We start from the raw sequence: 23,551 nt of genomic DNA on the forward strand, positions 1-23,551 counted from the left end.
TCGTTCTTATTGAGCCTCTAACCAAAAACGTACTTTGCTGCCATCTTCTGACTGGTTTTGATGTTTGATATGAACTACCTCACCAAAATGTGCAGCACAACCTTTTATCAATCCTAAGCATACGTGAGACATACATCTTGCGCTGTGGTAGTCAAATACCAATTGGGATTGGTTTTCACTAATGAAATCAAATTGCGGAGGGTTAGCATCAGGATAAAGCTTCTTAACTTCGACATGAATAAAGTCTTCAACATGGCGAACAAATTGAAACGTCGTTTCACACTGTTGCAAACTGGCGTGACTAGGAATGGAGCGAAGTAAATTCAAAAAGACGCACTCTCCAAACACTTCTTGCAGTTGCTCGGGGGGAACACCAGATACTTTACTGAGATTCACGATCAACTTAACCAAGTCTTTGTGATCGTAACTACCAACAGCGGTGTAAACACCTTCATCGTTAGAAAGATCGAGAACTTGGTCTAACACATCAAGACCGAATTTCTCTTCTACTAACTCCATGAACTCGGTGAAAATAATCCCTTTCATTGGCCAATACTTGTCCTATAGTGACGTCCTAAAATAAAGAATGGTGTATAACCTTATAAGTTTCAAATTAATATGTTCAAGCAGAGTGAGACACACAACACAAAGAGGGAAAGTGCTGGCGAGTGCTTTAATGCGAATGTTTTATTTGGTAACCAGTAACGATAACGCCATACGCTTTGCCGTCTTTGAGTATAATAAATAATGGTTAGGCACGATAAATAAGGACTCAGTTTGGTTATCGACAAAACTCATTTACTACAGAACTTTCAATTTCGGCTTCCAACGGGCTACCACAAAGAGTCCCTTGCACGACTGAAATGGATGAAAGAAAAGTCCCTGAGAGATGCGGCAGTCTTAATCGGTTTTGTGGAACGCGATGACGGGTTACAAGTCATTCTGACTAAGCGTGCAGCCCACTTACGCCATCATCCGGGACAAATCAGCTTTCCCGGTGGCAAATATGAGCAGGAAGATATTCAGCTCGTGAATACCGCTTTAAGGGAAACCAAAGAAGAAGTTGGGATAGAAGATGAGCATATTCATGTGTTTGGTCAACTGCCTACACTACCAACGATTAGTCAATTTAATGTGACACCTTTTTTGGCTTTTGTTTCTCCGGAATATAAAACGCATATTGACCCAAATGAAGTAGAGTCAGTTTTTGAGGTTCCAGCCAACCATATTCTGAACCCCAAAAAATTGTATAGCACCAAATTTGACCTAAAAAGAAGCAGTCATCGTGTATTTGCTATCCCATATAGACAGCATTTCATCTGGGGCATGACGGCACAAATTATCGAATCAATGCAAAAACATATTATTTCACATTAAACAGTTGTTGATATCGGTGCTTTTATAGGCGCGATCATTATGCGCATCAATATTAATAAAACGTTGCTTCATAAACATTCATTCACATTAGATTAATTTTCCATTTTCACCGCAAACGCTTGCGGTGAAATAAATTTATACAAACAGCCCTATTGATAAGTTTTTCTAATTTTACTCATTAGCAGAAATCACGAGTAGCACATCATTTTCGTGATAAAAAGCAGGTTTTTGACATATCATTCAATAAGCGTAAGCAATAAATGATTTAGATCTAATTTTCCTAGTGTAAAATCTTGCAAAATTACTCCCGACTTATTTCCTGTTCCCAAAATGAGTAACTAAAAAATGAATACAACTACTTCTGCGGTTTCTACCGCACAATCGTCTAGTAAGTTTTCTTACAAAGACTTTACCTGGTGTCTGTCCCTTTTTGGTACGGCAGTAGGTGCAGGTGTACTGTTCCTTCCTATTAAAGCAGGTGCAGGTGGCTTCTGGCCATTAGTAATCCTAGCCCTAATCGCAGCACCAATGACTTGGTTCGCACACAAATCTTTAGCTCGTTTCGTTCTTTCTGCGAAAAACCCTGAAGCGGACATCACCGACACAGTAGAAGAGCACTTTGGTAAGACTGGCGCAAACCTTATTACGTTCGCTTACTTCTTCGCTATCTACCCAATCGTACTTATCTACGGTGTTGGTATCACAAACACAGTTGACTCTTTCCTAGTTAACCAAATGGGCATGGAATCTATTCCTCGCTGGCTACTTTCTGGTGCACTTATTGCTGCAATGACAGCAGGCGTAGTATTCGGTAAAGAGCTTATGCTGAAAGCAACTTCAGCAATGGTTTACCCTCTCGTGTTCATCCTACTAGCACTGTCTGTATACCTAATTCCTGGTTGGAACACTTCAATGATGGAAGTGTCACCTGACTGGGGTGCAATGCCAGCTATCGTTTGGCTAGCAATCCCTGTTATTGTGTTCTCTTTCAACCACAGCCCAATCATTTCTCAGTTCTCTAAAGAGCAACGTCGTGTATATGGTGATGACGCAGTTAAGAAAACTGACGCTATCACTGGTGGCGCAGCAATGATGCTGATGGGCTTTGTTATGTTCTTCGTTTTCTCTGTTGTACTTTCTCTGTCTCCAGAGCAACTAGCAACGGCGCAAGAGCAAAATATCTCTGTTCTCTCTTACCTAGCAAACGTGCATGAATCTCCACTGATCTCTTACATGGGTCCATTGGTTGCTTTCGCAGCGATCACCTCTAGCTACTTTGGCCACTTCTTAGGTGCGCACGAAGGTCTAGTTGGTCTAGTGAAATCTCGTTCAAAATCACCAGTAAGCAAGATCGAGAAGATGTCTCTAATCTTCATTGTAATCACAACTTGGATCGTTGCTATCGTTAACCCAAGCATCCTAGGTATGATTGAAACAATGGGTGCACCAATGATTGCGGCAATCCTATTCTTGATGCCAATCTTCGCAATGCAAAAAGTTCCTGCGATGGCTAAGTACAAAACTTCAGCACCTGTGCAAATTTTCACAGCAATCTGTGGTCTTGCTGCAATTAGTTCTGTAATCTACGGCGCTCTTTAATCATCTCTGCCCAGTGCAGTATGATTAATCCAAAAATATAACGATAAAATTAAGCCTCCCAACTCCCCTTGGGAGGCTTTCTTCTGAGGTAATCGATATGATTAGTGTTTTTGATATCTATAAAATCGGTGTTGGACCTTCAAGCTCACACACTGTAGGCCCAATGAAAGCGGGTAAAGAGTTTATTGATGATCTTCGTGCAATGGGAAAACTGCGCGACATCACTAAAATCACCGTTGACGTTTATGGATCACTATCACTGACAGGGAAAGGTCACCACACAGATATTGCTATCATCATGGGTCTTGCAGGCAACACTCCTGAGAAAGTTGATATCGATTCTATCCCGGGCTTTATCGCTCGTGTAGAAGAAACTGAACGCCTTCCTGTTGGCATGCACTGTCACACAGTATCGTTCCCACGTGAAGGTGGAATGAACTTCCACAAAACAAACCTAGAGCTACACGAAAACGGCATGCAGATCCACGCGTGGATCGAAGACGAAAAAGTGTACTCAAAGACTTACTACTCTATCGGCGGTGGTTTCATCGTTGATGAAGAAAATTTCGGTAAAGAAGCTGAGAACCCAGTAAAAGTACCTTACCCGTTTACAACGGCAGAGGAACTGGTTAACCAATGCCACGAAAGTGGATTGTCCATCAGCGCACTAACCATGAAGAATGAGCATGCGCTTCATTCAGATGAAGAAACTCGTACTTATTTCGCGAACATCTGGCGCACAATGCGCGAGTGTATGGATCGCGGTATGAATGAAGAAGGTATTTTGCCTGGTCCACTACGCGTGCCTCGTCGTGCAGCAGCACTTCGCCAGCAGCTACTTACTTCAGAAAAGACGACAAACGACCCAATGTCTGTTGTTGATTGGGTAAACATGTTTGCTTTCGCAGTAAACGAAGAGAACGCAGCAGGTGGCCGCGTTGTTACAGCACCAACTAACGGTGCGTGTGGCATCATCCCTGCGGTACTGGCTTACTACGATAAGTTCATCCAAACTGTGACTGAAAAAGATTACATCCGTTACTTTGCGGCTTCTGGCGCAATCGGTGGTCTTTACAAGCGCAACGCGTCTATCTCTGGTGCAGAGGTTGGCTGTCAGGGTGAAGTTGGCGTGGCATGTTCTATGGCAGCAGCAGGCCTTGCTGAGCTTATGGGTGGTAGCCCAGAGCAAGTATGTATGGCAGCAGAAATCGCGATGGAGCACAACTTAGGTCTAACGTGTGACCCAGTTGCAGGTCAGGTTCAGGTTCCATGTATCGAGCGTAACGGTATTGCGGCAGTAAAAGCAATCAACTCAACTCGCATGGCACTACGTCGCTCTTCAGCTCCAACTGTTTCTCTAGATAAGGTTATCGAAACCATGCTAGAAACAGGTAAAGACATGAACGCGAAATACCGCGAAACATCTCAAGGTGGTCTAGCAATCAAAGTGATTTGCTAATACGACTTTCTGAATACCAATCAAAACCCGAGTTTATGCTCGGGTTTTTTTATACCCCAAAAACCTAGGAGAATACGTTATCAGGACAAGTAAAAAAAAACCTAAAATGTTGAATATATCCAAATATTATGGATATCTCAGTAAAAAATCACATCTCTTCCCTAGCTTTATTGATAACGTAGCCAAAAATTAAACTTGGAGCACATCAACACATGATTAGGTTTGAAATTGGAAACCAAATCTGCGTTTGCTTGTCCGAAAACGAAATATCTCTAGAGCTCAATCAGTCACTCCACCACTCCATTCCTGTCAACCCAAATGAGTACGCCATTCTGTCAACTATCGCCACATACGGCAGTTTAAATACGCCGATTAGTCAGCGGTTAATAGAAAGCAAAATCACTCAACAATACAAAATGACACTGCCTGAAAATGGCTTTAAAAACGCGGTGGCCGCTCTAAGAAAGAAATTTCGCAAGCTCACGGAAGAACATTTAACCACTAACAAAAACATTATCGAAAACATTCACCGGACCGGATACTTCATTCCTTTTACTATGCAAAATAACCATCAGAATGGCATCGAACATCAACAGAAGATCAATCAATACACAACCAATAGTCTTCGCAAAGCGCTTCGTATTTGCCTGCGTAATAAAAAGATCTATTCAGAAGCAATGTGGGTTGTGTTGATCACTGCGATCATTTTCTTTGCTATCTGTTACTACGCGATAAACAGCATCGTTAAACATAATTATCTGGATAACGCCTTCGAAATTGCAGAGAACCTTTCCCGCAGGAGTTGCTTTGCTAATGAAAGCGAACTGAAGTCACTATTTGATAATGTGAAGTTGGTGGAGTCGAGCATGATGCTAGATCGTTTCAATATTCGATGCTTAGTCACTCCAGAAACCGTTGTCCCTGTCAGCAAAAAAGCGTTTGAAGAGTGGAGTAACAATAGCAATTACACTACCCAATCATTTGACTTAAATAACGCAACTGTTTTGGTTCGTGTTAAAAACATTAACTTATCCGACAATGTTGAAAATCATATTTCACGTTTTTTTCTTTCCGGTATGAAGCTATCAACGAATACCGGAACGTCGTTAGAGATTGGTAACACCAATGAACGCTTTTTCAATTATCACGTAAAGAATAGTGGCTATAAAGAGGTGTATTACATCTCTGGGCCGTTTCAAAGTATCATTCTACTGAGCTTACTTTTTCTCATTATACTGCGTCACCGCTCCCTACAAGCCTTTATGGCTTACTTGTGCGCAATTCGACAGTTCAAAATAAAACTGGAGCCGATTTATAACACTTCGGCACAAAAGATTGTGCACTACGAAGCCCTCTCCCGGTTTAAGGTAAAAAATACGCAACGGTTTATTGAAACACTGATCCGCAATGGATTGCTGCTAACTCATACCTTACTGGTGATTGATTCCATCTACACCAAACAAAAAGCGTTGCCCATCCCTATCAGCATTAACGTTTGTCCTTCTTTGCTGCGAGGGCGTAACTTTTCAATCCTATATAGAGAGCTATCTAATCGGGATTGCCGTTTGCTGACAATCGAAATCACAGAAAATGCATCGATGTACTATACCTCTGAGATTTATGACAATGTCGCGAAACTAAAAGCTCTGGATTGTAAAATCAGTATTGATGACTTTGGCACCGGCAATAATAATGTGGCGCTTATCAGCAAGCTGAATCCGGACTACCTCAAAATCGACCGAGAATTTGTTATTGGCCTAAAATCTGATGATAAAAAGATAGAAACCTTGCGTCAGTTAATTGCTATGGGCAATACGTATCGCTGCACGGTCATTGTTGAAGGCGTAGAAACGGCAGACAGTGCTCACTTACTCACAACATTGGGCGCCTATATTCACCAAGGTTATTATTACCCTCTTCATTGCTAGCTTTTCTTCACTCGGTTAGTTACTTAAAATAGATCTAATACTCTATAAAAACTCGTGGTGGCATAAAGGTATGCCGCCAATTTGTGATTGAGCGATGATTGCGATTAAACCCACCAAACTGAAAGATTTTTCAAGTTTGATGCAATTGGATGTGCAAGAAGAGCAAAAAGGATTTTTTACACCGTTTGAAATGGCTTATCAAAAACGTAGTAAGTCAGAGGCGTTCTTTACGATTTATTCTGATGATCTATTAGTAGGCTATCTTGTTATCGATAAAGGTTTCTCCCAACATGCGCCGTTTGCTAAACGATACGAACTGGAGCTTAAGTACTTGATGATTGATCAACGTTTCCAACGTCAAGGGGTTGGGAGTGAGGCATTGCGTAAACTGTTCCTTTATGCGTATACCATTAACCCTAAAAGCACCTCTCTTTGCGCCACTGTCCCACAAAGTCAGCAATACGCTATCAGTTTTCTTGATGCGTGCGGATTCATTAATACAGAGGAAACAACATTGGGTGATAATGAAAAAGAATGGATTCTACGACACCCATTAAGCTAGCTGGTGAAGCATAATCAAAATTGGGCCATTCAGACACAACAAAGGCAAGCTTCTCGCTTGCCTTTGTTTAATGCTCAATAGAAAGTGACTTATTCGCCTTTGTAAATACAACCCGCTGTGCACGTTTCTTTGATTTCGACTTTACTTAGCAGTGGTAAGCTTGGCTTAAGCTGCTGCCAAATCCATTTTGCTAACACTTCGCTAGTCGGGTTCTCTAACCCTTCAATGTCGTTTAGGTAGTAATGGTCTAAGCGATTGTAAATTGGTTTAAATGCAGCTTTGATCTCTGCAAAATCCACTACCCAACCTGTATGTGGATCAACTTCACCTTCTACATAAAGACGAACAAGGAAAGAGTGTCCGTGCAAACGACCACACTTGTGACCTTCTGGTACGTGTGGCAAATGGTGTGCTGCTTCGAACATAAACTCTTTGTATAATTCTGTTTTCATCTTGATTCTCAGGCTTTAAAAAGACAGGCAATACTAAGGAATTCGCTGCCAAGAGACAAGCGTTACCCCATACAAGCGTAGCAAAAACTTCCGCTGGTTCCTGGCCTCTTTGCTATCACTCACACCAAAGCGCCGTATTTCTGTCACGCGCCAAACATTTGATTACACAGCACTCACATCACAATTACATATCCCCAACATGTGTGGGGTCACAATCATTCATTTCGTTGTTCGCAGTGCGCATTTGTGCACATTAATATTGTGCAGTTCGTTCCAATTACACTTATAAATTTATGCGCTCAACTATCACTTTTAAGCTCTTACTGGCGTTAATTGCTGTCTTCAGCTGCGTTCTAGCTGCCTCTACGGCTTACCAATACCATCAACAAAAAACCTTAATCAATGATGTTCTTAGTGAACAACTCCATGATAAGGCTAGTAATTATTTCGATAGCCTAAATATGATGATGCTTACGGGCACCATGTCGCAAAAAGAAACCTTACGTCAAAAGGCCCTGGCCCAAGAAGGCATTGAAGCAGTTCGCGTGTTGCGAGCTGATACTGTGACCAAACTTTACGGACCTGGGCAACAAAACCAGCAGCCTGTCGATGATATTGATCAACGAGCGTTGAATGGTGAACTGGTGATTGAACCAATCTCAGCCGATTGGGGCAAAGGGTTAGTAGTCGCACTACCAATGAAATCGAGCGAAAATTACCGTGGCACCAACTGCGTTTCTTGCCACGTTGCACCAGCAGGAGAAGTGTTGGGCGCGATTCGCTTGGAATACAACATGAATCATGTCAATTCAATGATCAGTAAACAGGCAATGTTTGCGATGGGAATAATGGCCGTAATCGCATTTGTGGGCTTCATCATAACGATGAGTTTGATTCAGAAAATCATTGTACGACCAATTCAAAGAACGTCGAAATTCATGTCGAATGTGAGCCATAGTAAAGATCTATCTCAACGACTGATGCATCACCAACAGGATGAAGTGGGCCAACTTTCTACAGCCATCAATTCATTCATGGACACGGTCTCCGAAAGCTTAGAACGTGTGCAAGACACCTCTCACTCACTTGCCGACTCCGCGAGTAAACTAACTGCTGTCGCGCAGTCCACAGATAAAGCGGCCAATAACCAACAGCTAGAGACCAGCGAAGTACAAAGCAATATCACCGATATGCTGCAGCAACAAACTGCTGTTGAGGACTCGACTAACAACGCTACTGTTTTGGTCAATCACACCGTTGATGTCGCCACTCATAGTGCAAGCCAAGCACACAATGTAAGTGAAGACATCAAACAACTAGTAAGTAACATTGATACCGTACGGGAAAAAATCAGCTCTCTAAACCAAAGAACCGAAGAAGTGTCGTCCATTCTTGTGGTTATTAAGGGTATTGCAGAACAAACCAATCTGCTCGCGTTGAATGCTGCTATTGAAGCCGCCCGTGCCGGAGAGCAAGGGCGCGGTTTTGCGGTCGTCGCGGAAGAAGTGCGTAACCTGGCTTCTAGGACGGCTGAGGCCACTGGTAATATTGAACATATCATTTCTCAATTCCAGCAAGGAAGTGAAGAGTCATTAACTTCTGTTGATACCGTCTGCCAGTTTGCTCATCAACGCTCTGTCGATGTCGAGGCACTATCAGCCACAATGCATAACGTTGTTGACGAAATGCGCCAAGTGCTCAGACATGCAGAAGATATCCAAAACCAGACGCAAACCACATCTGATGTAAGTCAGCATATTCAATCTAAAATAGATGTGATCACACTGCATGCTAACGACACATCGCAATCAGCATCGCACACGCGTGATATTAGTGTTGATTTAGAGCATCTATCCGAACGTTTAGAGCAATTACTAAACCAATTCACACTTTCAGAGCACAAAAGAGTGAATAAATAGAGAGATTCTCCCCATCAAAACGAATATAAAGGTTGATGCGAGCGAATTGACAGGTAATATGTCTCGTTGAATCTGTAAAATGCTACCCAACTCAGCGCTTAGCTTGTTTTTTGAACAAAAATGTTATTAGACAAGTACTTTAAGTAAGCGTTGAGTTGAATTTTTACCTCAATGGAGAATATTGAAAACATGACTTACGCGCCTGTATCAGACGTATTGAAAGGTCAGCTAGCAGTAGACAGCGAAGTGACTGTTCGTGGCTGGATCCGTTCACGTCGTGATTCCAAAGCTGGAATCTCTTTCCTTGCCATATATGACGGCTCTTGTTTCGACCCGATTCAGGCCGTGGTCCCAAATAATCTTAATAATTACGAAGACGAAGTATTAAAGCTAACGACTGGCTGCTCTGTTGAAGTAACTGGTAAGATTGTTGAATCTCCTGCAAAGGGTCAAGACTTCGAACTTGCTGCCACTGACGTTAAAGTGGTTGGTTGGGTTGAAGATGCTGAAACTTACCCAATGGCAAAAACTCGTCACTCAATCGAGTACCTACGTGAAGTTGCGCACCTACGTCCGCGCACAAACGTAATCGGTGCAGTAGCACGTGTACGTAACTGCCTATCTCAAGCAATCCACCGCTTCTACCACGAGCAAGGTTACTTCTGGGTATCTGCGCCGTTGATCACGGCTTCAGATGCTGAAGGCGCTGGTGAAATGTTCCGCGTATCTACGCTAGACATGGAAAACCTTCCTCGCACTGACGCTGGTAAAGTGGACTACAACGAAGACTTCTTCGGTAAAGAGACGTTCCTAACCGTATCTGGTCAGCTAAACGCAGAAGCTTACGCTTGTGCGCTAAGCAAAGTTTACACTTTCGGCCCTACTTTCCGTGCTGAAAACTCAAACACAAGCCGCCACCTAGCAGAATTCTGGATGGTTGAGCCTGAAGTTGCGTTCGCAGAACTGGATGATGTAGCGAAACTGGCTGAAGACATGCTCAAGTACGTGTTTAAAGCAGTGCTTGCAGAGTGTCGCGATGACCTTGAGTTCTTCGCTCAACGCATCGACAAAGAAGCAATCACTCGTCTAGAGCAGTTCGTTTCTTCTGACTTCGCGCAAGTTGACTACACTGACGCAATCCAGATCCTTCTTGATTCAGGTCGTGAGTTCGAATTCCCAGTTGAATGGGGTATCGATATGTCTTCTGAGCACGAGCGTTTCCTTGCTGAAGAACACTTCAAAGCACCTGTAATCGTTAAGAACTACCCGAAAGACATTAAAGCATTCTACATGCGTGCTAACGATGACGGTAAAACAGTTGCAGCGATGGACGTTCTAGCACCGGGCATCGGCGAAATCATCGGTGGTTCTCAGCGTGAAGAGCGCCTAGACATTCTAGATGCACGTATGCGTGAAGTGGGTATCGATCCTGAACATATGAGCTGGTACCGCGACCTACGTAAATACGGTACAGTGCCACACGCAGGCTTCGGTCTGGGCTTCGAGCGCCTAGTATCTTACGTAACTGGTATGGGCAACGTTCGTGACGTGATCCCATTCCCACGTACTCCTCGCTCTGCGAACTTCTAATCACTTTTTAGTGATATGGAATTAAAAAGACCTCCCATGTGGAGGTCTTTTATTTTGTACGAATGATTTTCTAGCAACCGATGTATGCACTCTAGTTGTTATTTTCGTCGTCATCCTCATCTGCTCGCGCTGCGTATTTTACTCCAACCACACACAAGCCAAACATCACAAATGGGATAACGGCAGCAGTGTATTCCGTCCAAACCATATGAGAAAAAGATTTCGCCAATATCAAGTGTGCAAAAACCAACAAAAATGCGCTAAAAATAGCAACACCCATCAACCTAAGTTCATGCTTTACCAACTGCTTTTTCATTACGGCTCCTAACCTAAATGGTTGTCTGCCCATGATTGAAACACAGCTTCGGTATCGTCCACTGATACAGTTTGAGCAAAAAACAGGTAAACAGTTGGCTAATGAAGTAATTCTCCGACCGTCTTCACGGCTTGTTCTAATTCATCATTTACAAGTAACGATGTATTAAGCCTCAGGTAGTTCTCATAATTTGGAGCGATAGAAAACAACTGACCAAATGCTACAGTGATGTTCGCTTCCAATAACTTCTGATAAATCGCTTTTCCGCACTTTGTTTTCGGCAGTTCTATCCAAAGAAAATAGCCGCCTTCCGGTTGCGTGTAACGAATCGATTGGGGAAAGTACTTATCAACCAGTTCAATAAACGCCAATTGCCGCTGCTCAAGATTCTTTCGCAGTTTTCTAAGATGGCTATCATAACTATCGTTTTGCAAGTAATGCGCGATACCCTGCTGGATTGGTGCACTGCCTGACAACGTCGAGATAAGTTGCAGCTTTTGAAGTTGCTCATTGAAGCGTTTGTTTACCACCCAGCCCAGCCTATAGCCAGGGCAAAGGCTTTTTGAAAATGATCCACAATACAACACGCGCTCTTGTGTATCAAAAGCTTTAAGTGAGCTTGGCTTTTTTTCAGAAAAATAAAGCTCTGAATACACATCATCTTCGATCAAGTACACATCGTATTTATCAGCCAGTTCGACGATACGTTGCTTCTGCCAGTCACTTAATAAGGTTCCTGTTGGATTGTGAAAGTTAGTCATTAACCAACATGCGCGAACATCATTGTCGGCAAAAGTCGCTTCAATTTGATCCACTGAATGTCCAGTTAACGGATCCACCGTTATTTCTATCGCCTTTAGACCTAAACGTTCAATCGCTTGAAGTGCGCCATAAAACGTCGGTGATTCAACTACAACAGTATCTCCAGGCTGGGTCACGGCCTGAAGGCTCAAATTCAACGCTTCTAATGCGCCAGAAGTAACGACAATATCATCATGGGTAAACACCATACCTTGTTGGATGTACCGTTGAGCAATCAAACGGCGTAAAGACTCACAGCCCGGCGGCAAGTTATCCAATAACGTCTCTGCCCCCATCTTCCTGCCTGAGCTGGCTAGGTTGCGGTTTAGCGCTTCTAATGGGAACAATGCTGGGTCTGGAAACGCGGAGCCAAACTTCACCGCATTCGATGAGGCCTGATTTTTGAGGTAGTCGTAAAGTTCATCGTTGATGCTAGAGCGATAAACGGAAGTGGCTGGAGAACTCGGTTCGAAGCGGTCCAACTCCGCAGTCACAAAGTATCCAGACTGAGGTTTCGCTGCGACCCAACCTTGTGCTTCGAGCAACTGATAAGCTTGTAATACCGTACCTGCGCTGACAGAATGGTTTCGGCTTGTTACACGCACTGATGGCAGCTTTTCCCCTGCTCTCCATGTATTTTGCTGAATCTGCGTTTTGAACAGCTCAGCCAGTTGACGGTATCGGTTCATGTTTCCCTCATTTCACTTACAGCCGCACCATAGCATACTTCGCGCCAGCATTCTGATATGGGAGTATTCAATTTAGCAACGTAATTTATCAAGCTTATCAATAGATATTTCAGCCACGAAGTGAGCGTTTATATCCCATACTTTGACTGTTACACACATATTGCCTCACATCTTTGCAATACCTAAAAGCCAAGGTTTTACGTTGGACTGAGTGCGTTAAACTCACTTCGAGCTACGGTCTTTAAATCAGGAGGAAGCGATGAAAGTTTTTACAATGGACGATCTCTCGTATCGCGGAAAACATAAAGGTGTACATAGTTGGGACCATCCTGGCAGTACCACCCCTTATTATTGGCATCCTGATTGGCTGCATATCGCTGAAGATGCTTTGGGTGAACACAAAAAGGCTGACCTTGAAGTCCCTGATGGAGAAACAGCTACAGAAGAGCATGTAAAAGCGGCGATTCTCAAACACTTGAATGACGAGTAGTTTAGGCTCTATCACCGTTCAAGAATAGCATTAGGTAGGCGAATCCATCGTCGTATGCTTTAAACACAAATAAAGCTAAAACCTGCCAAATAGTAAATTCTTCTGAATGAGAAGTACGCATCTTCTATCGCGTTCAAAGGGCAAAATAAGTCGATTGTTATCACATTAATTTTCATTACATCTGTTACATTTAAATAGTAATGGTGATGCACACCTCAACTCATGGATTATGAGAGAAAACAATAATGGCGAAATACAACGAAGAAGATATTAAATACAAAGGTGAATCCAACGGCGTACATTCTTGGAGCTCTCCTTCCGGCCAACCTTATTACTGGCATCCAGATTGGTTACACGTTGCAGAAGATGCGACGGGTACGCATCCGAAGCAAAAACTTGAAGTTGAAAAGACAGAAGTACCAACCGAAAAACACGCATTAAAAGCGATCTTAAAGCATATGAACGACTGGGCGACTGAAAAACTTTCTTCTAACCCTGACATCGAAACCAATGCGGTTGAGTCGGAAATCAATCTGAAGAAGTAACCCCAACCGATATCCATACTTCTAACAGTAAACGCTCCACCTTTGGTGGGGCGTTTTTGTCTCAACAAATCCTCACTAGACAACTATAAACGCGTTAACGCAAAGCACTGAATTGAAACGATTGGGATGTGTACAAAACTTCTCCAATCATGGCATAAATGCCCTTCAAACTCTGTGCCTACCAAACGTTTTCATGGCAAAAACTTTAGTTATGTTAGAATTCTGTTTCAAATCGCAACTTTTTTAGGTTTTCTTTTCAGTAACGGTTGTAACCAATATTGCTGAAAGGTATAAATGTTAGCACACCCCTTCGATTAACATGGATGAAGATTATGTTTGAAAAAGTAGTTGCCGCTCCGGCTGACCCTATTCTTGGCCTTACTGAAGAGTTTAAAAAAGATGCTCGCGCAGAAAAAATTAACCTTGGCGTAGGTATTTACAAAAACGAGCAAGGCGAAACTCCCGTTCTTGCGACAGTAAAGAAAGCTGAAGCAGCACTTGTTGAAACTGAAAAAACCAAATCTTACCTAACCATCGAAGGCACAGCAGAGTACGGCATTGCAGTGCAAAAACTGCTTTTCGGCTCTGATGCAGAAATTGTAAACGAAAAACGCGCTAAAACAGCTCAAGCTCCGGGTGGTACTGGTGCACTACGTGTTGCCGGCGAGTTTATTAAACGTCAACTAGGCGATGTAAAGATCTGGATCAGCAACCCAACATGGGCGAACCACAACGGCGTATTTACTGCTGCTGGTATCGAAACGGCACAATACAGCTACTACAATGCTGAAACAAAAGACAAAGACTTCGATGCGATGCTAAATGATCTTCAATCTGCATCTGAAGGCGACATCGTGCTTCTACACGGCTGCTGTCACAACCCTACAGGGATCGATCCTACAGCTGAAGAATGGGAAACATTGGCGAAACTTGTCGCAGAGAAGAAATTGCTTCCTCTGTTCGACTTCGCCTACCAAGGCTTTGCTAAAGGTGTGGAAGAAGATGCTGCAGGTCTTCGTACTTTTGCTAAGTACAACAAAGAAATCCTAGTCGCGAGCTCTTTCTCGAAAAACTTTGGCCTATACAATGAACGCGTAGGTGCCTTCACGTTAGTAGCTGAGTCAGAAGAAGTCGCAACAACCGCATTTTCTCAAGTTAAAGCCATTATTCGCTCTATCTACTCTAACCCACCTGCACACGGCAGCGCTGTCGTGACTCACATTCTTGGCAACGCCGAAATGCGTGCGGAATGGGAAGCTGAAGTAGCAGAAATGCGTGACCGTATTCAAGAAATGCGTGAACTGTTTGTAGCGACACTAAAAGCAGAGGGTGTGGACGCAGACTTTAGTTTCATCGAACGTCAAAATGGTATGTTCTCTTTCTCTGGTCTTTCTAAAGAGCAAGTTAACCGCCTTAAAGAAGAGTTCGGTATTTACATTGTCGGTTCTGGCCGAATCAGTGTTGCTGGTATGACGAAGTCAAATATGGGCCCTCTGTGTAAAGGCATTGCAGCAGTTTTATAATCGACTGTCGCATACTTCATTAAAAGGAAAGGTCAGCATAAGCTGACCTTTTTTGTTTTAACTTAACGCCAAAAACGAACCCGTCCGATCTAGTAGACAAACTTCAAACTCAGCCCAACTTCATTGACGTAATCTGAGCTTTCACCGCTGTAATCAGTATCTCTAAACTGATAAAAAAGACCAGTGCCGATGACTTTATGCCATTGGTAGTTAAGACCGATCTTAAAATTGTTCTCATCAACGATATCACTACTGTTCAACTCCACTTCAGCTGTCGCAATAAGCTTTTCACTGAGCAAGTAATTCACCCCAACAGTTACAGCTTGAATCAATTCGCTATCGGAAGACAACGTATTATCCGTTTTGTCGTCCGTCGCTTTCGCTTTGATTGCGCCTATTCCATATATCCCGTAGATATCGAATTGCTCTGTAACTCCATAACGGTAACCACCACCAAACAAAAGGCGGTCAATGCGAAGAGTAAAATCATCCGGATGGAAAAACTGCGCTGAGTAATCAACATTAAACAACCAGTTCTCAGTAAACAAATAGTTACCACCGAGTCCAACTGTGGTCGCATTAGAGTTATCTAACCATTCTTCGTTTGTCGTTCCGGCACCAACATCCAAATGAATGTGTTCGTACCCAAATTTTTCTGCTTGGTCCATGACCGCTGCGCTTGATATCGCCGGCAAAGCAGCTAAAGAAACAAGCAATAAATTTCTCACCATTCGACTTCCTTTCATGAGAATTATCTAAACACTGTATTCCATCGCCTGAGCTACTTGGCTCAAGAAGAATAGCTTAATCTAAAGACGTGATAACGATCTGAAACAGCCAAAGATCTAATCAGTCATCACGAAGAAAACATATCGACGACGTCTTTTTCAATTGAGGTGACCATATAGTAGTAAAAATGAAGCTCCCTTATCGTGCGATATGTCAGAATCTTATGACTGAGCACGAAAATCGCGGTTCAGATAAGACTCTGTTTTAAAACTAAGTTAAGATTACTTTATTATTTGCGAACTAAAAGGCGCCTTCGATGGATGCAGAACTTCTCGAGATTTACAACTTTCTCGCCAAGTATCCCCCGTTCAATGAACTCCCTGAAGAAACACTAAACAAGGTGACAGAGAGTGTCGAAATCTCGTACTACCGAGAAGATACCCCCATCATCCATTTTGGAGACTATATCCAAGATTTATACGTGGTGCGAAGCGGTGTTGTTGAAGTTTATCGACGCAAAGGTGAGCTGTATAACCGCCTTGACGAAGGTGACCTATTTGGCCAGATGGGCATGCTCACCAATAACAAAGTCCGCTTTCCGGTAAAAGCCATTGAGGATACCCTGCTCTACTGTATTCCTGGTGACATTTTCCAAGAAATTTACGATAACTTTGATTCCTTTGCGGATTTTGTTGAAGTTGAAAATAGCGCTCGTTTACGCCAAGCCATTTCAGAAAACAAAGACGCCAATGACCTGACGACGTCGAAAGTGAAAACCTTGCTGACTGGCGATGCTCATACGATTGATCGTGGTCAGACAATCCAGCAAGCCGCGCAGCAAATGGCGAATGACAACGTATCGGCTTTACTTATCGTCGACCCAGATTTCGTTCGTGACGAAGACGATCCACAGTCCCCAGTACTTGGTATCATTACTGACCGTGATTTGTGTACCCGTGTGTTAGCTGAAGGTTTGTCCCCACAGGACGATGTGTCTAGTGTGATGACCACGGAGGTCATGTCTCTTGACCACAACGCTTACATCTATGAAGCAATGTTAACGATGCTGCGTTACAACGTACATCACCTACCAGTGGTAAAAAACCAATTACCAATTGGTATTATCGAAACAACCGACATTGTTCGTTATGAATCTCAGAATTCGTTGTTGCTGGTGAGTAGTATTTTCCAACAACAGACTATCGAAGATTTAGCTGTTGTTGCCGAAGAAGTGAAAAGCAGCTTCGTGCGTCTGGTCAATGAAGATGCCAACTCTCACATGGTGGGTAGCGCGATGTCGGTCATTGGCCGAAGCTTCAAACAGCGTCTGCTAGAAATGGCAGAAGAAGAGCTTGGCCCACCGCCAATTCCTTATTGTTTCCTTGCACTTGGCTCAATGGGGCGAGATGAGCAACTGTTGGTGACTGACCAAGATAACGCCATCATTCTAGATGAGACTTATCAAGAAGAGAAACATGGTAAATACTTCGAAGCCCTAGCAAAATACGTCAGCGATGGGTTAGATGCCTGTGGCTACAAATATTGCACAGGTGATATTATGGCAACCAACCCACTATGGCGCATGACTCGTTCAGAGTGGGAAGAGTGTTTTGCTGACTGGATTGATAACCCGAACCCGAAAGCACTACTCAACGCCTCCATCTTTTTCGACTTGGATGGCGTCTATGGCCGCTTAAAATGGGCAGAACAGTTAACTAGCTTTATTGTTCGTCGCGCTCGAAAGAACAACCGCTTCTTAGCGTGTTTGGCTCGTAACGCACTAAACAGAACACCACCTCTGGGCTTCTTTAAAGACTTCGTGATGGAAAAAGATGGCAGACACAACAACTCCATCAACCTCAAACGTCGCGGTACTGCTCCTCTGGTCGACTTAATTCGCGTTCACTCTCTGGCGGTTGGTTCACGTGCACAGAACTCGTTTGAGCGTCTTGACGACATTATTGATGCTGGCATTTTGCCAAAAGGTCGAGCACAAGACTTAAAAGACGCGTTAGAATTTATTTCCATGGTACGTATTCGTCACCAAGCGACGGATGTGGAACTAGGCATTGATCCTGATAACAATATCGAACCGGAAAACCTCTCTGAGTTTGAACGTCGCAACCTAAAGGATGCATTCCAGATCCTAAGCAATGGTCAAAATTTCCTTAAGTTCCGCTACCAAGCGAACAAGAGCTTTAAGTGAGGTTTAGCATGATTAAAAAGCTCTTTCAGAAGCCAACCATTCAGTGGCCAACGAAGTTTGAACAAAAGCTGGAGATGGCGAAGGATGAGAATTTAATTGCGTTTTATAGCAACAAGCCGCCTGCTCCAGAAACACCGTTATCTGAGGTGGAGTTCGTGGCGTTAGATTTCGAAACGACGGGTTTGAATCCTGAAAAACATGACATCATTACTATTGGTTTGGTGCCGTTTAACCTGAAGCGAATTTTCCTACGTAACTCGCGTCATTGGAAGGTACGTCCACAGCGTGCACTCGATGAAGATTCAGTCATTATACACGGTATTACTCACAGCGAATTGATCGATGCACCTGACTTAGGCGATATCTTAAGCGAGCTGCTACCATGCTTAAGCGGGAAAATCATTGTTGTTCATTACCGTCGTATCGAGAGAGAGTTTCTGGATAAAGCGCTCAAAAGCCGTTTAGGGGAAGGTATTGAGTTTCCTGTTTTAGATACGCTGCACCTTGAAGAAACGATTCAACAGAAACGTTCAGGCTCTCTCTGGGAGCGTTTAAAAGGGAAAAAACCAGAATCGGTTCGGCTAGCGCAATCTCGACGCCGTTATGGGCTGCCAGACTATACGCCTCACCATGCATTAACCGATGCAATTGCTACCGCAGAGCTACTGCAAGCGCAAATCGCCCATCATTACAGTGAAGAGCAACCCATCAGTGAGTTCTGGCTGTAATATACTTCACGCTTAATAGCGATCAAAAAAGGAGCCAGATGGCTCCTTTTTACTTAGGTTGAGACAAGATTACAGCTTAAAGCGTTGAATCTCTTGTTCAAGTTCGTGTGATAGCTCAGACAGGTGAGCAGCTTGTTCTGCTGCTTGATGAGCTTCGACTGACAGCTCGTTAGACACGTCACGAATACCTTCAGTGTTACGAGTGATCTCAGTGGTTACCGATGCTTGCTCTTCTGCTGCTGAAGCAATCTGCGTTGCCATATCACTGATACGCTCAACAGCAGTGTGGATTTGCGTCAAGCTCGCTGCAGCCGCATTGGCATCATCAACACTGGTATCAGCTAGACGACGACTGTCACCCATAATACCGACCGCTTTGGCTGTTGTGCCTTGTAGCATCTCGATAGTTTCTTGAATCTCTTGCGTTGAAGCATGAGTACGTTGGCTCAATACGCGGACTTCATCTGCAACCACAGCAAAACCACGACCTTGCTCACCTGCACGTGCCGCTTCGATCGCCGCGTTCAGTGCAAGTAGGTTCGTTTGCTCTGCAATGCCTTGAATCGTTGATAGAATCGTATTGATGCTATTTCCGTGTGCTTCTAGCTCTTGAATCACATCAGTAGCAACTTGAACTTCTTGCGCTAAGTTCTGAATAGAGCCTTGCGTTTGAGTTACTTGGCTAGAACCATGTGAACAAGCTTGAACCGCTTCTTCTGAGTTACTTGCCGTGCTATCAGCATTACCTGCAATTTCTTGTGTCGCTGCTGCCATTTCGTTCACAGCCGTCGCCACCATGTTGATTTCATCTTGCTGGTAAGAGATACGCTGACTACGCTCCTCAGCTTGCTGTGCTGTCGTGCGTGCTTGCTCTGAAAGCGCAGAAGATACGTGGCTAAGCTTAGTAACCATTGTGTGCATGTTGCCAACAAAACGGTTGAAGTTTTCCGCCAGTTTACCTACTTCATCATCACTGCGTGGTTCTAGGCGTTGCGTTAAGTCACCTTCGCCAGATGCAATTTCTTCCAGTGCATTTGATACGCGGTTCAAGTCACGGAACAAGAAACCAACTAGCCAAGAAACTGCAAGAATAACCACAATCGTGATCGCCACAGCAGTGAACAATAGATCTCGTAGCAATACCGCATGACCTGCTTCTTCTGTTGCGCGATCCATTTCAATCGCAAACATCCAATGCGTACCAGGAACTTTATTGAAGTAGTAAAGCTTCTCTTTTCCTTTGATTACCGTATCTTCGATACGACCTTCATCGGCGGCGCGCTCAATTGCCTCTTCTGAAAAATCTTTTAGAACACTGGTGATAGGCTTAAGCGTCAAGCTTTTATCTGGATGCGCTAAGAAGGTGCCTTCATTCATGTCGATTAGCATCGCATGCGCGTTTTCACCTGCATCTAAGTTAATCACATCGCTGATAAGCTGATCGATCAGTACGTCCGCACCAACAACACCAACAAACTGACCATTTTTCATTACTGGCTCAGCAATGGTCACAAGTAGTGCATTCGTGATTGCGTCTTGATATGCGGCTGTGATGATTTGCTTACCCGCGGCATCAGCATCCTTGTACCAAGGACGTGTGCGAGGGTCATAATCAGCACGGTTACGCTCCGGATGAGAGCGGTACATATCACCGTTTGGTGTACCAAGGAAGATGTCATCGAAGCCACCAGCCTTGCGAGCTTGTTGTAGGAAAGGAACAACGTCTTGCTCGGTCGAGTAGTCGTTGAACGCAGTGGCAATATCTTTACGGATATTGACCCAATCAGAAATTCCCTCTGACGCAGTAGTACTAAGACTTTGCGCACGTGAATAGACACCTGAACGAGTCTGATCAAATAATTGACCAGCCGACAACCAAGTAAGTGCTGTTGCCATCACAACAACAGCAGAAAGGCTTGCGCCTATAAGCTTTTGTTTTAATGATAATTTCATATTTATAGTTTTTTGAGTTGGGAGAACAGTTAAGGTGCATGAATATTACACACTTTTTTACGACTATTCACTAATTTTTAAAAAACAAAATAGCACATTAACTCTTTGTAAAATATGAACTTTCATGTGTCATTTTTTTGTCTCGAGCGTCATAAAAACCGCACAAAAAAAGCCAGCAAATTGCTGGCCTTTTGATTAATTGTTAGTCAAACGGTTTTATAAAATGCCGAATTACTGACGCTCAGTTCGCATACCCATCAATAAGCTCACACACATTGCAAGCAGAATGAAGGTAAATGGCAGTGCTGTAGAAATGGCACCAGCCTGAAGAGCTTGAACCGCCTCGGAGCCACCAATCCATAGCAGAGCAACCGCAATTGCACCTTCCATGAATGCCCAGAAGACACGTTGAAGTACAGGTGCATCGACTTTACCACCTGCCGTGATACTGTCGATAACAAGTGAACCAGAGTCAGAAGACGTAATGAAGAACACAAGTACCAGCACAACAGCGATGATAGAAAGCATGCTACCAAATGGAAGAACATCAAACATTTGGAACATAGCAAGTGATACGTCAGTCAAGCCATTTGTGCCCAGCTCACCTACTTTATCAACAACTTGCTCGATCGCCAGGCCACCAAATACAGACATCCAAACAACGGTAACCGCCGTTGGAACCAGCAGAACTGCTGTGATGAACTCGCGAACGGTACGGCCACGAGAAACACGCGCGATGAACATGCCTACGAATGGCGACCATGAAATCCACCAAGCCCAGTAGAACACTGTCCAGCCTTGGAACCAAGCTTCGTCCGTACGACCAAACGGGTTACTTAGTGGGATGATATTCTCTACATATGCCATAAGTGTGGTTGGAATCGAACCTAGGCTCGCCGCCCAACCGATAAGACCAACAAGGAGAAGTAGCAAGAACGCCACAACCATGTTGATGTTACTAATGACTTTAACACCACCATCGATGCCGCGTACGACTGAAACAACAGCAAGTAAAGTCACCACGGTAATAACGACGATTTGCAGACCTAGGCCTGGCTCAACACCAAATACGTGATGAATACCACTTGCTGCTTGCTGCGCACCTAGACCTAGGGATGTAGCAAGACCAAATAAAGTCGCAAGCACAGCCAGAATGTCCACAATGTGGCCAGCCCAACCCCATGCACGATCACCCAGAAGTGGGTAGAAGATCGAACGCATAGATAGCGGTAAACCTTTGTTGTAGGCAAAGAATGCTAAAGAAAGTGCTACAACACCGTAAATTGCCCATGGGTGAAGGCCCCAGTGGAACATCGTTGCACCCAGTGCCAATCTCGCGGCTTCTGGTGTATTTGCCTCAACACCAAGTGGCGTTTCATACCAACCGGTGAAGTAAGCGACAGGTTCTGCAACACTCCAGAACATTAAACCGATACCCATACCAGCTGCAAATAGCATTGCAAGCCATGACATAAACGAGTAATCGGCAACAGCGTCTTTACCACCTAGTCGGATCTTACCCATTGGTGAGACGATAAGCGCCAAACAGAAAATAACGAAAATGTTACCTGCAATAATGAACAACCAATCGAATGAACCAATAATTTTCCACTTCAGCCCATCAAGTGCCGTCTTTGCGGTATGTGCATCTAGAACTAATGCAGCGACAAGAAACAGCGCAATTAAACCTGCACTAATACCAAAAACTGGGTTATGAACATCAAAACCCCATTTTTGAACGTTGTCCTGACCTACCGTATAGTCGGTACTATCGATACTGTACTTATCTATACCCTTTGTCATCGTTCCTCTCTATTTTTGTAGTGTTTTTACGTACCAAACAAAAAAATCTTTCGAACACGATACGTTTTGCATTCCGTGAAGGCGCAAGATCCTATCATTTGACACGTTTTTGTCTATCTTTTTGCTATTAAAAAATCCAATAACTTACTTTTCACTGTGTGGTTACGGCCTTTGATAGAACAAATCACTACTACAATAGTTAGACCACAAACATTTATTGCTATAATAATTTTAGCTCTTCTTATTTTGTCGAAAAGGCGCGACAAAATGGTATTGAGGACACGGCGTAAAATTGTAGAGGTAATTTTTGATTTCCCCCCTTTAAATAAGGGCGCATTTAAGTTAGTGTCGCCTCGATAAATGTTCCCTACAGACTGGATGAATAAATTGGAAAAGTACGAAGAAGTATTGGTCTCGATTCGTCAGATCATCCGCGCTATTGATTTACATTCTAAAAAGCTGAGCAAAGAGTCTGGATTGACTGCTCCACAGTTGATTTTGATGCGCGCTATCAATGACTTAGATAACGTGACGATTAAACAGTTGTCTAGCCACACTAACATGAGCCAAGCGACCGCAACGACCATTCTAGATAGACTAGAACGAGGCCAGTTTGTTGAGCGTCAGCGCAGTGTTCAAGACAAGCGTAAAGTGCATGCTGTACTTACGAGCAAGGGCCAAGAAGCCTTAAAACAAGCACCAACGCCGCTGCAAGAGCACTTCATTAATCGATTCCAAAAATTGGAAGAATGGGAGCAATCCCTTCTACTATCTTCCGTTCAACGCATCTCGACGATGATGAATGCAGAGGACATCGATGTTGCTCCAATGCTAGAGCTTGGTAGCATTACCAAAGCCGATTAGTTTCGCTCCCACGTGCTC

General features: G+C 43.6%; 20 protein-coding genes. 13 read left to right on the top strand and 7 right to left on the bottom strand.

Annotation, left to right across the window (positions count from 1 at the left end; all coding sequences use genetic code 11):
* Nucleotides 1–6 precede the first annotated feature (6 nt).
* The gene (locus R7F67_RS14515; RefSeq protein ID WP_005388282.1) at nucleotides 7–546 is read right to left on the bottom strand and encodes a heme NO-binding domain-containing protein; all 540 of its coding nucleotides are present in this window, start codon (nucleotides 544–546) and stop codon (nucleotides 7–9) included.
* A gap of 231 nt (nucleotides 547–777) precedes the next feature.
* On the opposite strand from R7F67_RS14515, the gene R7F67_RS14520 reads away from it, so the two are divergent.
* From R7F67_RS14520 to R7F67_RS14540, 5 genes are all read left to right on the top strand, one after another.
* A complete protein-coding gene (locus R7F67_RS14520) occupies nucleotides 778–1,377 on the top strand; it encodes a CoA pyrophosphatase (RefSeq protein ID WP_005376901.1) in 600 nt (199 codons plus the stop codon).
* A gap of 345 nt (nucleotides 1,378–1,722) precedes the next feature.
* The gene (locus R7F67_RS14525; protein WP_005388284.1) at nucleotides 1,723–2,976 is read left to right on the top strand and encodes an aromatic amino acid transport family protein; all 1,254 of its coding nucleotides are present in this window, start codon (nucleotides 1,723–1,725) and stop codon (nucleotides 2,974–2,976) included.
* A gap of 97 nt (nucleotides 2,977–3,073) precedes the next feature.
* On the top strand, nucleotides 3,074–4,435 hold the full coding sequence (locus R7F67_RS14530; RefSeq protein WP_042522776.1) for an L-serine ammonia-lyase: 1,362 nt from the start codon (nucleotides 3,074–3,076) through the stop codon (nucleotides 4,433–4,435).
* Nucleotides 4,436–4,647: 212 nt separating this feature from the next.
* Nucleotides 4,648–6,363 (top strand): EAL domain-containing protein, encoded by a 1,716-nt coding sequence (locus R7F67_RS14535; protein WP_042522777.1) that lies wholly within the window; start codon nucleotides 4,648–4,650, stop codon nucleotides 6,361–6,363.
* Between the two features lie 94 nt (nucleotides 6,364–6,457).
* Nucleotides 6,458–6,925 carry a GNAT family N-acetyltransferase gene (locus tag R7F67_RS14540; protein WP_017820448.1) on the top strand — a complete coding sequence of 156 codons (468 nt, stop codon included), beginning with the start codon at nucleotides 6,458–6,460 and terminating at the stop codon, nucleotides 6,923–6,925.
* 89 nt (nucleotides 6,926–7,014) lie between these two features.
* On the opposite strand, the gene queD is transcribed toward R7F67_RS14540, so the two are convergent.
* Complete coding sequence (gene queD / locus R7F67_RS14545; protein WP_005376896.1) at nucleotides 7,015–7,377, bottom strand: 6-carboxytetrahydropterin synthase QueD; 363 nt, start codon at nucleotides 7,375–7,377, stop codon at nucleotides 7,015–7,017.
* Nucleotides 7,378–7,670: 293 nt separating this feature from the next.
* On the opposite strand from queD, the gene R7F67_RS14550 reads away from it, so the two are divergent.
* Together R7F67_RS14550 and asnS are read left to right on the top strand one after the other, a co-directional pair.
* A complete protein-coding gene (locus R7F67_RS14550; protein ID WP_042522778.1) occupies nucleotides 7,671–9,296 on the top strand; it encodes a methyl-accepting chemotaxis protein in 1,626 nt (541 codons plus the stop codon).
* Between the two features lie 189 nt (nucleotides 9,297–9,485).
* Nucleotides 9,486–10,886, top strand: coding sequence for an asparagine--tRNA ligase (gene asnS, locus R7F67_RS14555; RefSeq protein WP_017636101.1), 1,401 nt, complete (start codon nucleotides 9,486–9,488; stop codon nucleotides 10,884–10,886).
* Between the two features lie 91 nt (nucleotides 10,887–10,977).
* On the opposite strand, the gene R7F67_RS14560 is transcribed toward asnS, so the two are convergent.
* Together R7F67_RS14560 and R7F67_RS14565 are read right to left on the bottom strand one after the other, a co-directional pair.
* Entirely contained in the window at nucleotides 10,978–11,202 is a 225-nt protein-coding gene (locus tag R7F67_RS14560) for a hypothetical protein (RefSeq protein ID WP_017636102.1), read from the bottom strand.
* A 98-nt stretch (nucleotides 11,203–11,300) separates the two neighbouring features.
* Nucleotides 11,301–12,692, bottom strand: coding sequence for a PLP-dependent aminotransferase family protein (locus R7F67_RS14565; RefSeq protein WP_054577020.1), 1,392 nt, complete (start codon nucleotides 12,690–12,692; stop codon nucleotides 11,301–11,303).
* 259 nt (nucleotides 12,693–12,951) lie between these two features.
* Between R7F67_RS14565 and R7F67_RS14570 the strand changes: the two genes are divergently transcribed.
* The 3 genes from R7F67_RS14570 to R7F67_RS14580 all read left to right on the top strand — a co-directional run bounded on the left by R7F67_RS14570 (nucleotide 12,952) and on the right by R7F67_RS14580 (nucleotide 15,250).
* Nucleotides 12,952–13,182 carry a hypothetical protein gene (locus R7F67_RS14570; protein ID WP_005376886.1) on the top strand — a complete coding sequence of 77 codons (231 nt, stop codon included), beginning with the start codon at nucleotides 12,952–12,954 and terminating at the stop codon, nucleotides 13,180–13,182.
* 245 nt (nucleotides 13,183–13,427) lie between these two features.
* Nucleotides 13,428–13,727, top strand: a complete 300-nt coding sequence (locus R7F67_RS14575; protein ID WP_005376885.1) for a hypothetical protein — start codon at nucleotides 13,428–13,430, stop codon at nucleotides 13,725–13,727.
* A 332-nt stretch (nucleotides 13,728–14,059) separates the two neighbouring features.
* Nucleotides 14,060–15,250 carry an amino acid aminotransferase gene (locus R7F67_RS14580; RefSeq protein ID WP_005376884.1) on the top strand — a complete coding sequence of 397 codons (1,191 nt, stop codon included), beginning with the start codon at nucleotides 14,060–14,062 and terminating at the stop codon, nucleotides 15,248–15,250.
* An 89-nt stretch (nucleotides 15,251–15,339) separates the two neighbouring features.
* On the opposite strand, the gene R7F67_RS14585 is transcribed toward R7F67_RS14580, so the two are convergent.
* The gene (locus R7F67_RS14585; protein WP_017636106.1) at nucleotides 15,340–15,981 is read right to left on the bottom strand and encodes an outer membrane beta-barrel protein; all 642 of its coding nucleotides are present in this window, start codon (nucleotides 15,979–15,981) and stop codon (nucleotides 15,340–15,342) included.
* 314 nt (nucleotides 15,982–16,295) lie between these two features.
* On the opposite strand from R7F67_RS14585, the gene R7F67_RS14590 reads away from it, so the two are divergent.
* Both R7F67_RS14590 and R7F67_RS14595 read left to right on the top strand, forming a co-directional pair.
* The gene (locus R7F67_RS14590) at nucleotides 16,296–18,185 is read left to right on the top strand and encodes a DUF294 nucleotidyltransferase-like domain-containing protein (RefSeq protein ID WP_017636107.1); all 1,890 of its coding nucleotides are present in this window, start codon (nucleotides 16,296–16,298) and stop codon (nucleotides 18,183–18,185) included.
* A gap of 8 nt (nucleotides 18,186–18,193) precedes the next feature.
* On the top strand, nucleotides 18,194–18,913 hold the full coding sequence (locus R7F67_RS14595; protein WP_005376881.1) for a 3'-5' exonuclease: 720 nt from the start codon (nucleotides 18,194–18,196) through the stop codon (nucleotides 18,911–18,913).
* Nucleotides 18,914–18,982: 69 nt separating this feature from the next.
* Here R7F67_RS14595 and R7F67_RS14600 read toward each other — a convergent pair whose 3' ends face one another.
* Both R7F67_RS14600 and R7F67_RS14605 read right to left on the bottom strand, forming a co-directional pair.
* Nucleotides 18,983–20,866: a methyl-accepting chemotaxis protein gene (locus tag R7F67_RS14600; protein ID WP_005376880.1), complete on the bottom strand. Its 1,884-nt coding sequence runs from the start codon at nucleotides 20,864–20,866 to the stop codon at nucleotides 18,983–18,985.
* A 231-nt stretch (nucleotides 20,867–21,097) separates the two neighbouring features.
* Nucleotides 21,098–22,669 (bottom strand): BCCT family transporter, encoded by a 1,572-nt coding sequence (locus R7F67_RS14605; RefSeq protein WP_005376879.1) that lies wholly within the window; start codon nucleotides 22,667–22,669, stop codon nucleotides 21,098–21,100.
* Between the two features lie 387 nt (nucleotides 22,670–23,056).
* Here R7F67_RS14605 and R7F67_RS14610 point away from each other — a divergent pair, with 387 nt between their 5' ends.
* Nucleotides 23,057–23,533, top strand: coding sequence for a MarR family winged helix-turn-helix transcriptional regulator (locus tag R7F67_RS14610; protein ID WP_005376877.1), 477 nt, complete (start codon nucleotides 23,057–23,059; stop codon nucleotides 23,531–23,533).
* Nucleotides 23,534–23,551 lie beyond the last annotated feature (18 nt).

The organism is Vibrio sp. YT-17 (genome assembly GCF_033337375.1).
GTDB lineage: Bacteria > Pseudomonadota > Gammaproteobacteria > Enterobacterales > Vibrionaceae > Vibrio > Vibrio alginolyticus.

Excerpts from the sequence above, each read along its gene's own strand:
- R7F67_RS14580 (WP_005376884.1), top strand. The coding sequence starts at position 14,060 with ATGTTTGAAAAAGTAGTTGCCGCTCCGGCTGACCCTATTCTTGGCCTT.
- R7F67_RS14600 (WP_005376880.1), bottom strand. The coding sequence starts at position 20,866 with ATGAAATTATCATTAAAACAAAAGCTTATAGGCGCAAGCCTTTCTGCT.
- asnS (WP_017636101.1), top strand. The coding sequence starts at position 9,486 with ATGACTTACGCGCCTGTATCAGACGTATTGAAAGGTCAGCTAGCAGTA.
- queD (WP_005376896.1), bottom strand. The coding sequence starts at position 7,377 with ATGAAAACAGAATTATACAAAGAGTTTATGTTCGAAGCAGCACACCAT.
- R7F67_RS14535 (WP_042522777.1), top strand. The coding sequence starts at position 4,648 with ATGATTAGGTTTGAAATTGGAAACCAAATCTGCGTTTGCTTGTCCGAA.
- R7F67_RS14515 (WP_005388282.1), bottom strand. The coding sequence starts at position 546 with ATGAAAGGGATTATTTTCACCGAGTTCATGGAGTTAGTAGAAGAGAAA.
- R7F67_RS14575 (WP_005376885.1), top strand. The coding sequence starts at position 13,428 with ATGGCGAAATACAACGAAGAAGATATTAAATACAAAGGTGAATCCAAC.
- R7F67_RS14560 (WP_017636102.1), bottom strand. The coding sequence starts at position 11,202 with ATGAAAAAGCAGTTGGTAAAGCATGAACTTAGGTTGATGGGTGTTGCT.
- R7F67_RS14550 (WP_042522778.1), top strand. The coding sequence starts at position 7,671 with ATGCGCTCAACTATCACTTTTAAGCTCTTACTGGCGTTAATTGCTGTC.
- R7F67_RS14570 (WP_005376886.1), top strand. The coding sequence starts at position 12,952 with ATGAAAGTTTTTACAATGGACGATCTCTCGTATCGCGGAAAACATAAA.
- R7F67_RS14540 (WP_017820448.1), top strand. The coding sequence starts at position 6,458 with ATGATTGCGATTAAACCCACCAAACTGAAAGATTTTTCAAGTTTGATG.
- R7F67_RS14590 (WP_017636107.1), top strand. The coding sequence starts at position 16,296 with ATGGATGCAGAACTTCTCGAGATTTACAACTTTCTCGCCAAGTATCCC.
- R7F67_RS14565 (WP_054577020.1), bottom strand. The coding sequence starts at position 12,692 with ATGAACCGATACCGTCAACTGGCTGAGCTGTTCAAAACGCAGATTCAG.
- R7F67_RS14585 (WP_017636106.1), bottom strand. The coding sequence starts at position 15,981 with ATGGTGAGAAATTTATTGCTTGTTTCTTTAGCTGCTTTGCCGGCGATA.
- R7F67_RS14525 (WP_005388284.1), top strand. The coding sequence starts at position 1,723 with ATGAATACAACTACTTCTGCGGTTTCTACCGCACAATCGTCTAGTAAG.
- R7F67_RS14605 (WP_005376879.1), bottom strand. The coding sequence starts at position 22,669 with ATGACAAAGGGTATAGATAAGTACAGTATCGATAGTACCGACTATACG.
- R7F67_RS14595 (WP_005376881.1), top strand. The coding sequence starts at position 18,194 with ATGATTAAAAAGCTCTTTCAGAAGCCAACCATTCAGTGGCCAACGAAG.
- R7F67_RS14530 (WP_042522776.1), top strand. The coding sequence starts at position 3,074 with ATGATTAGTGTTTTTGATATCTATAAAATCGGTGTTGGACCTTCAAGC.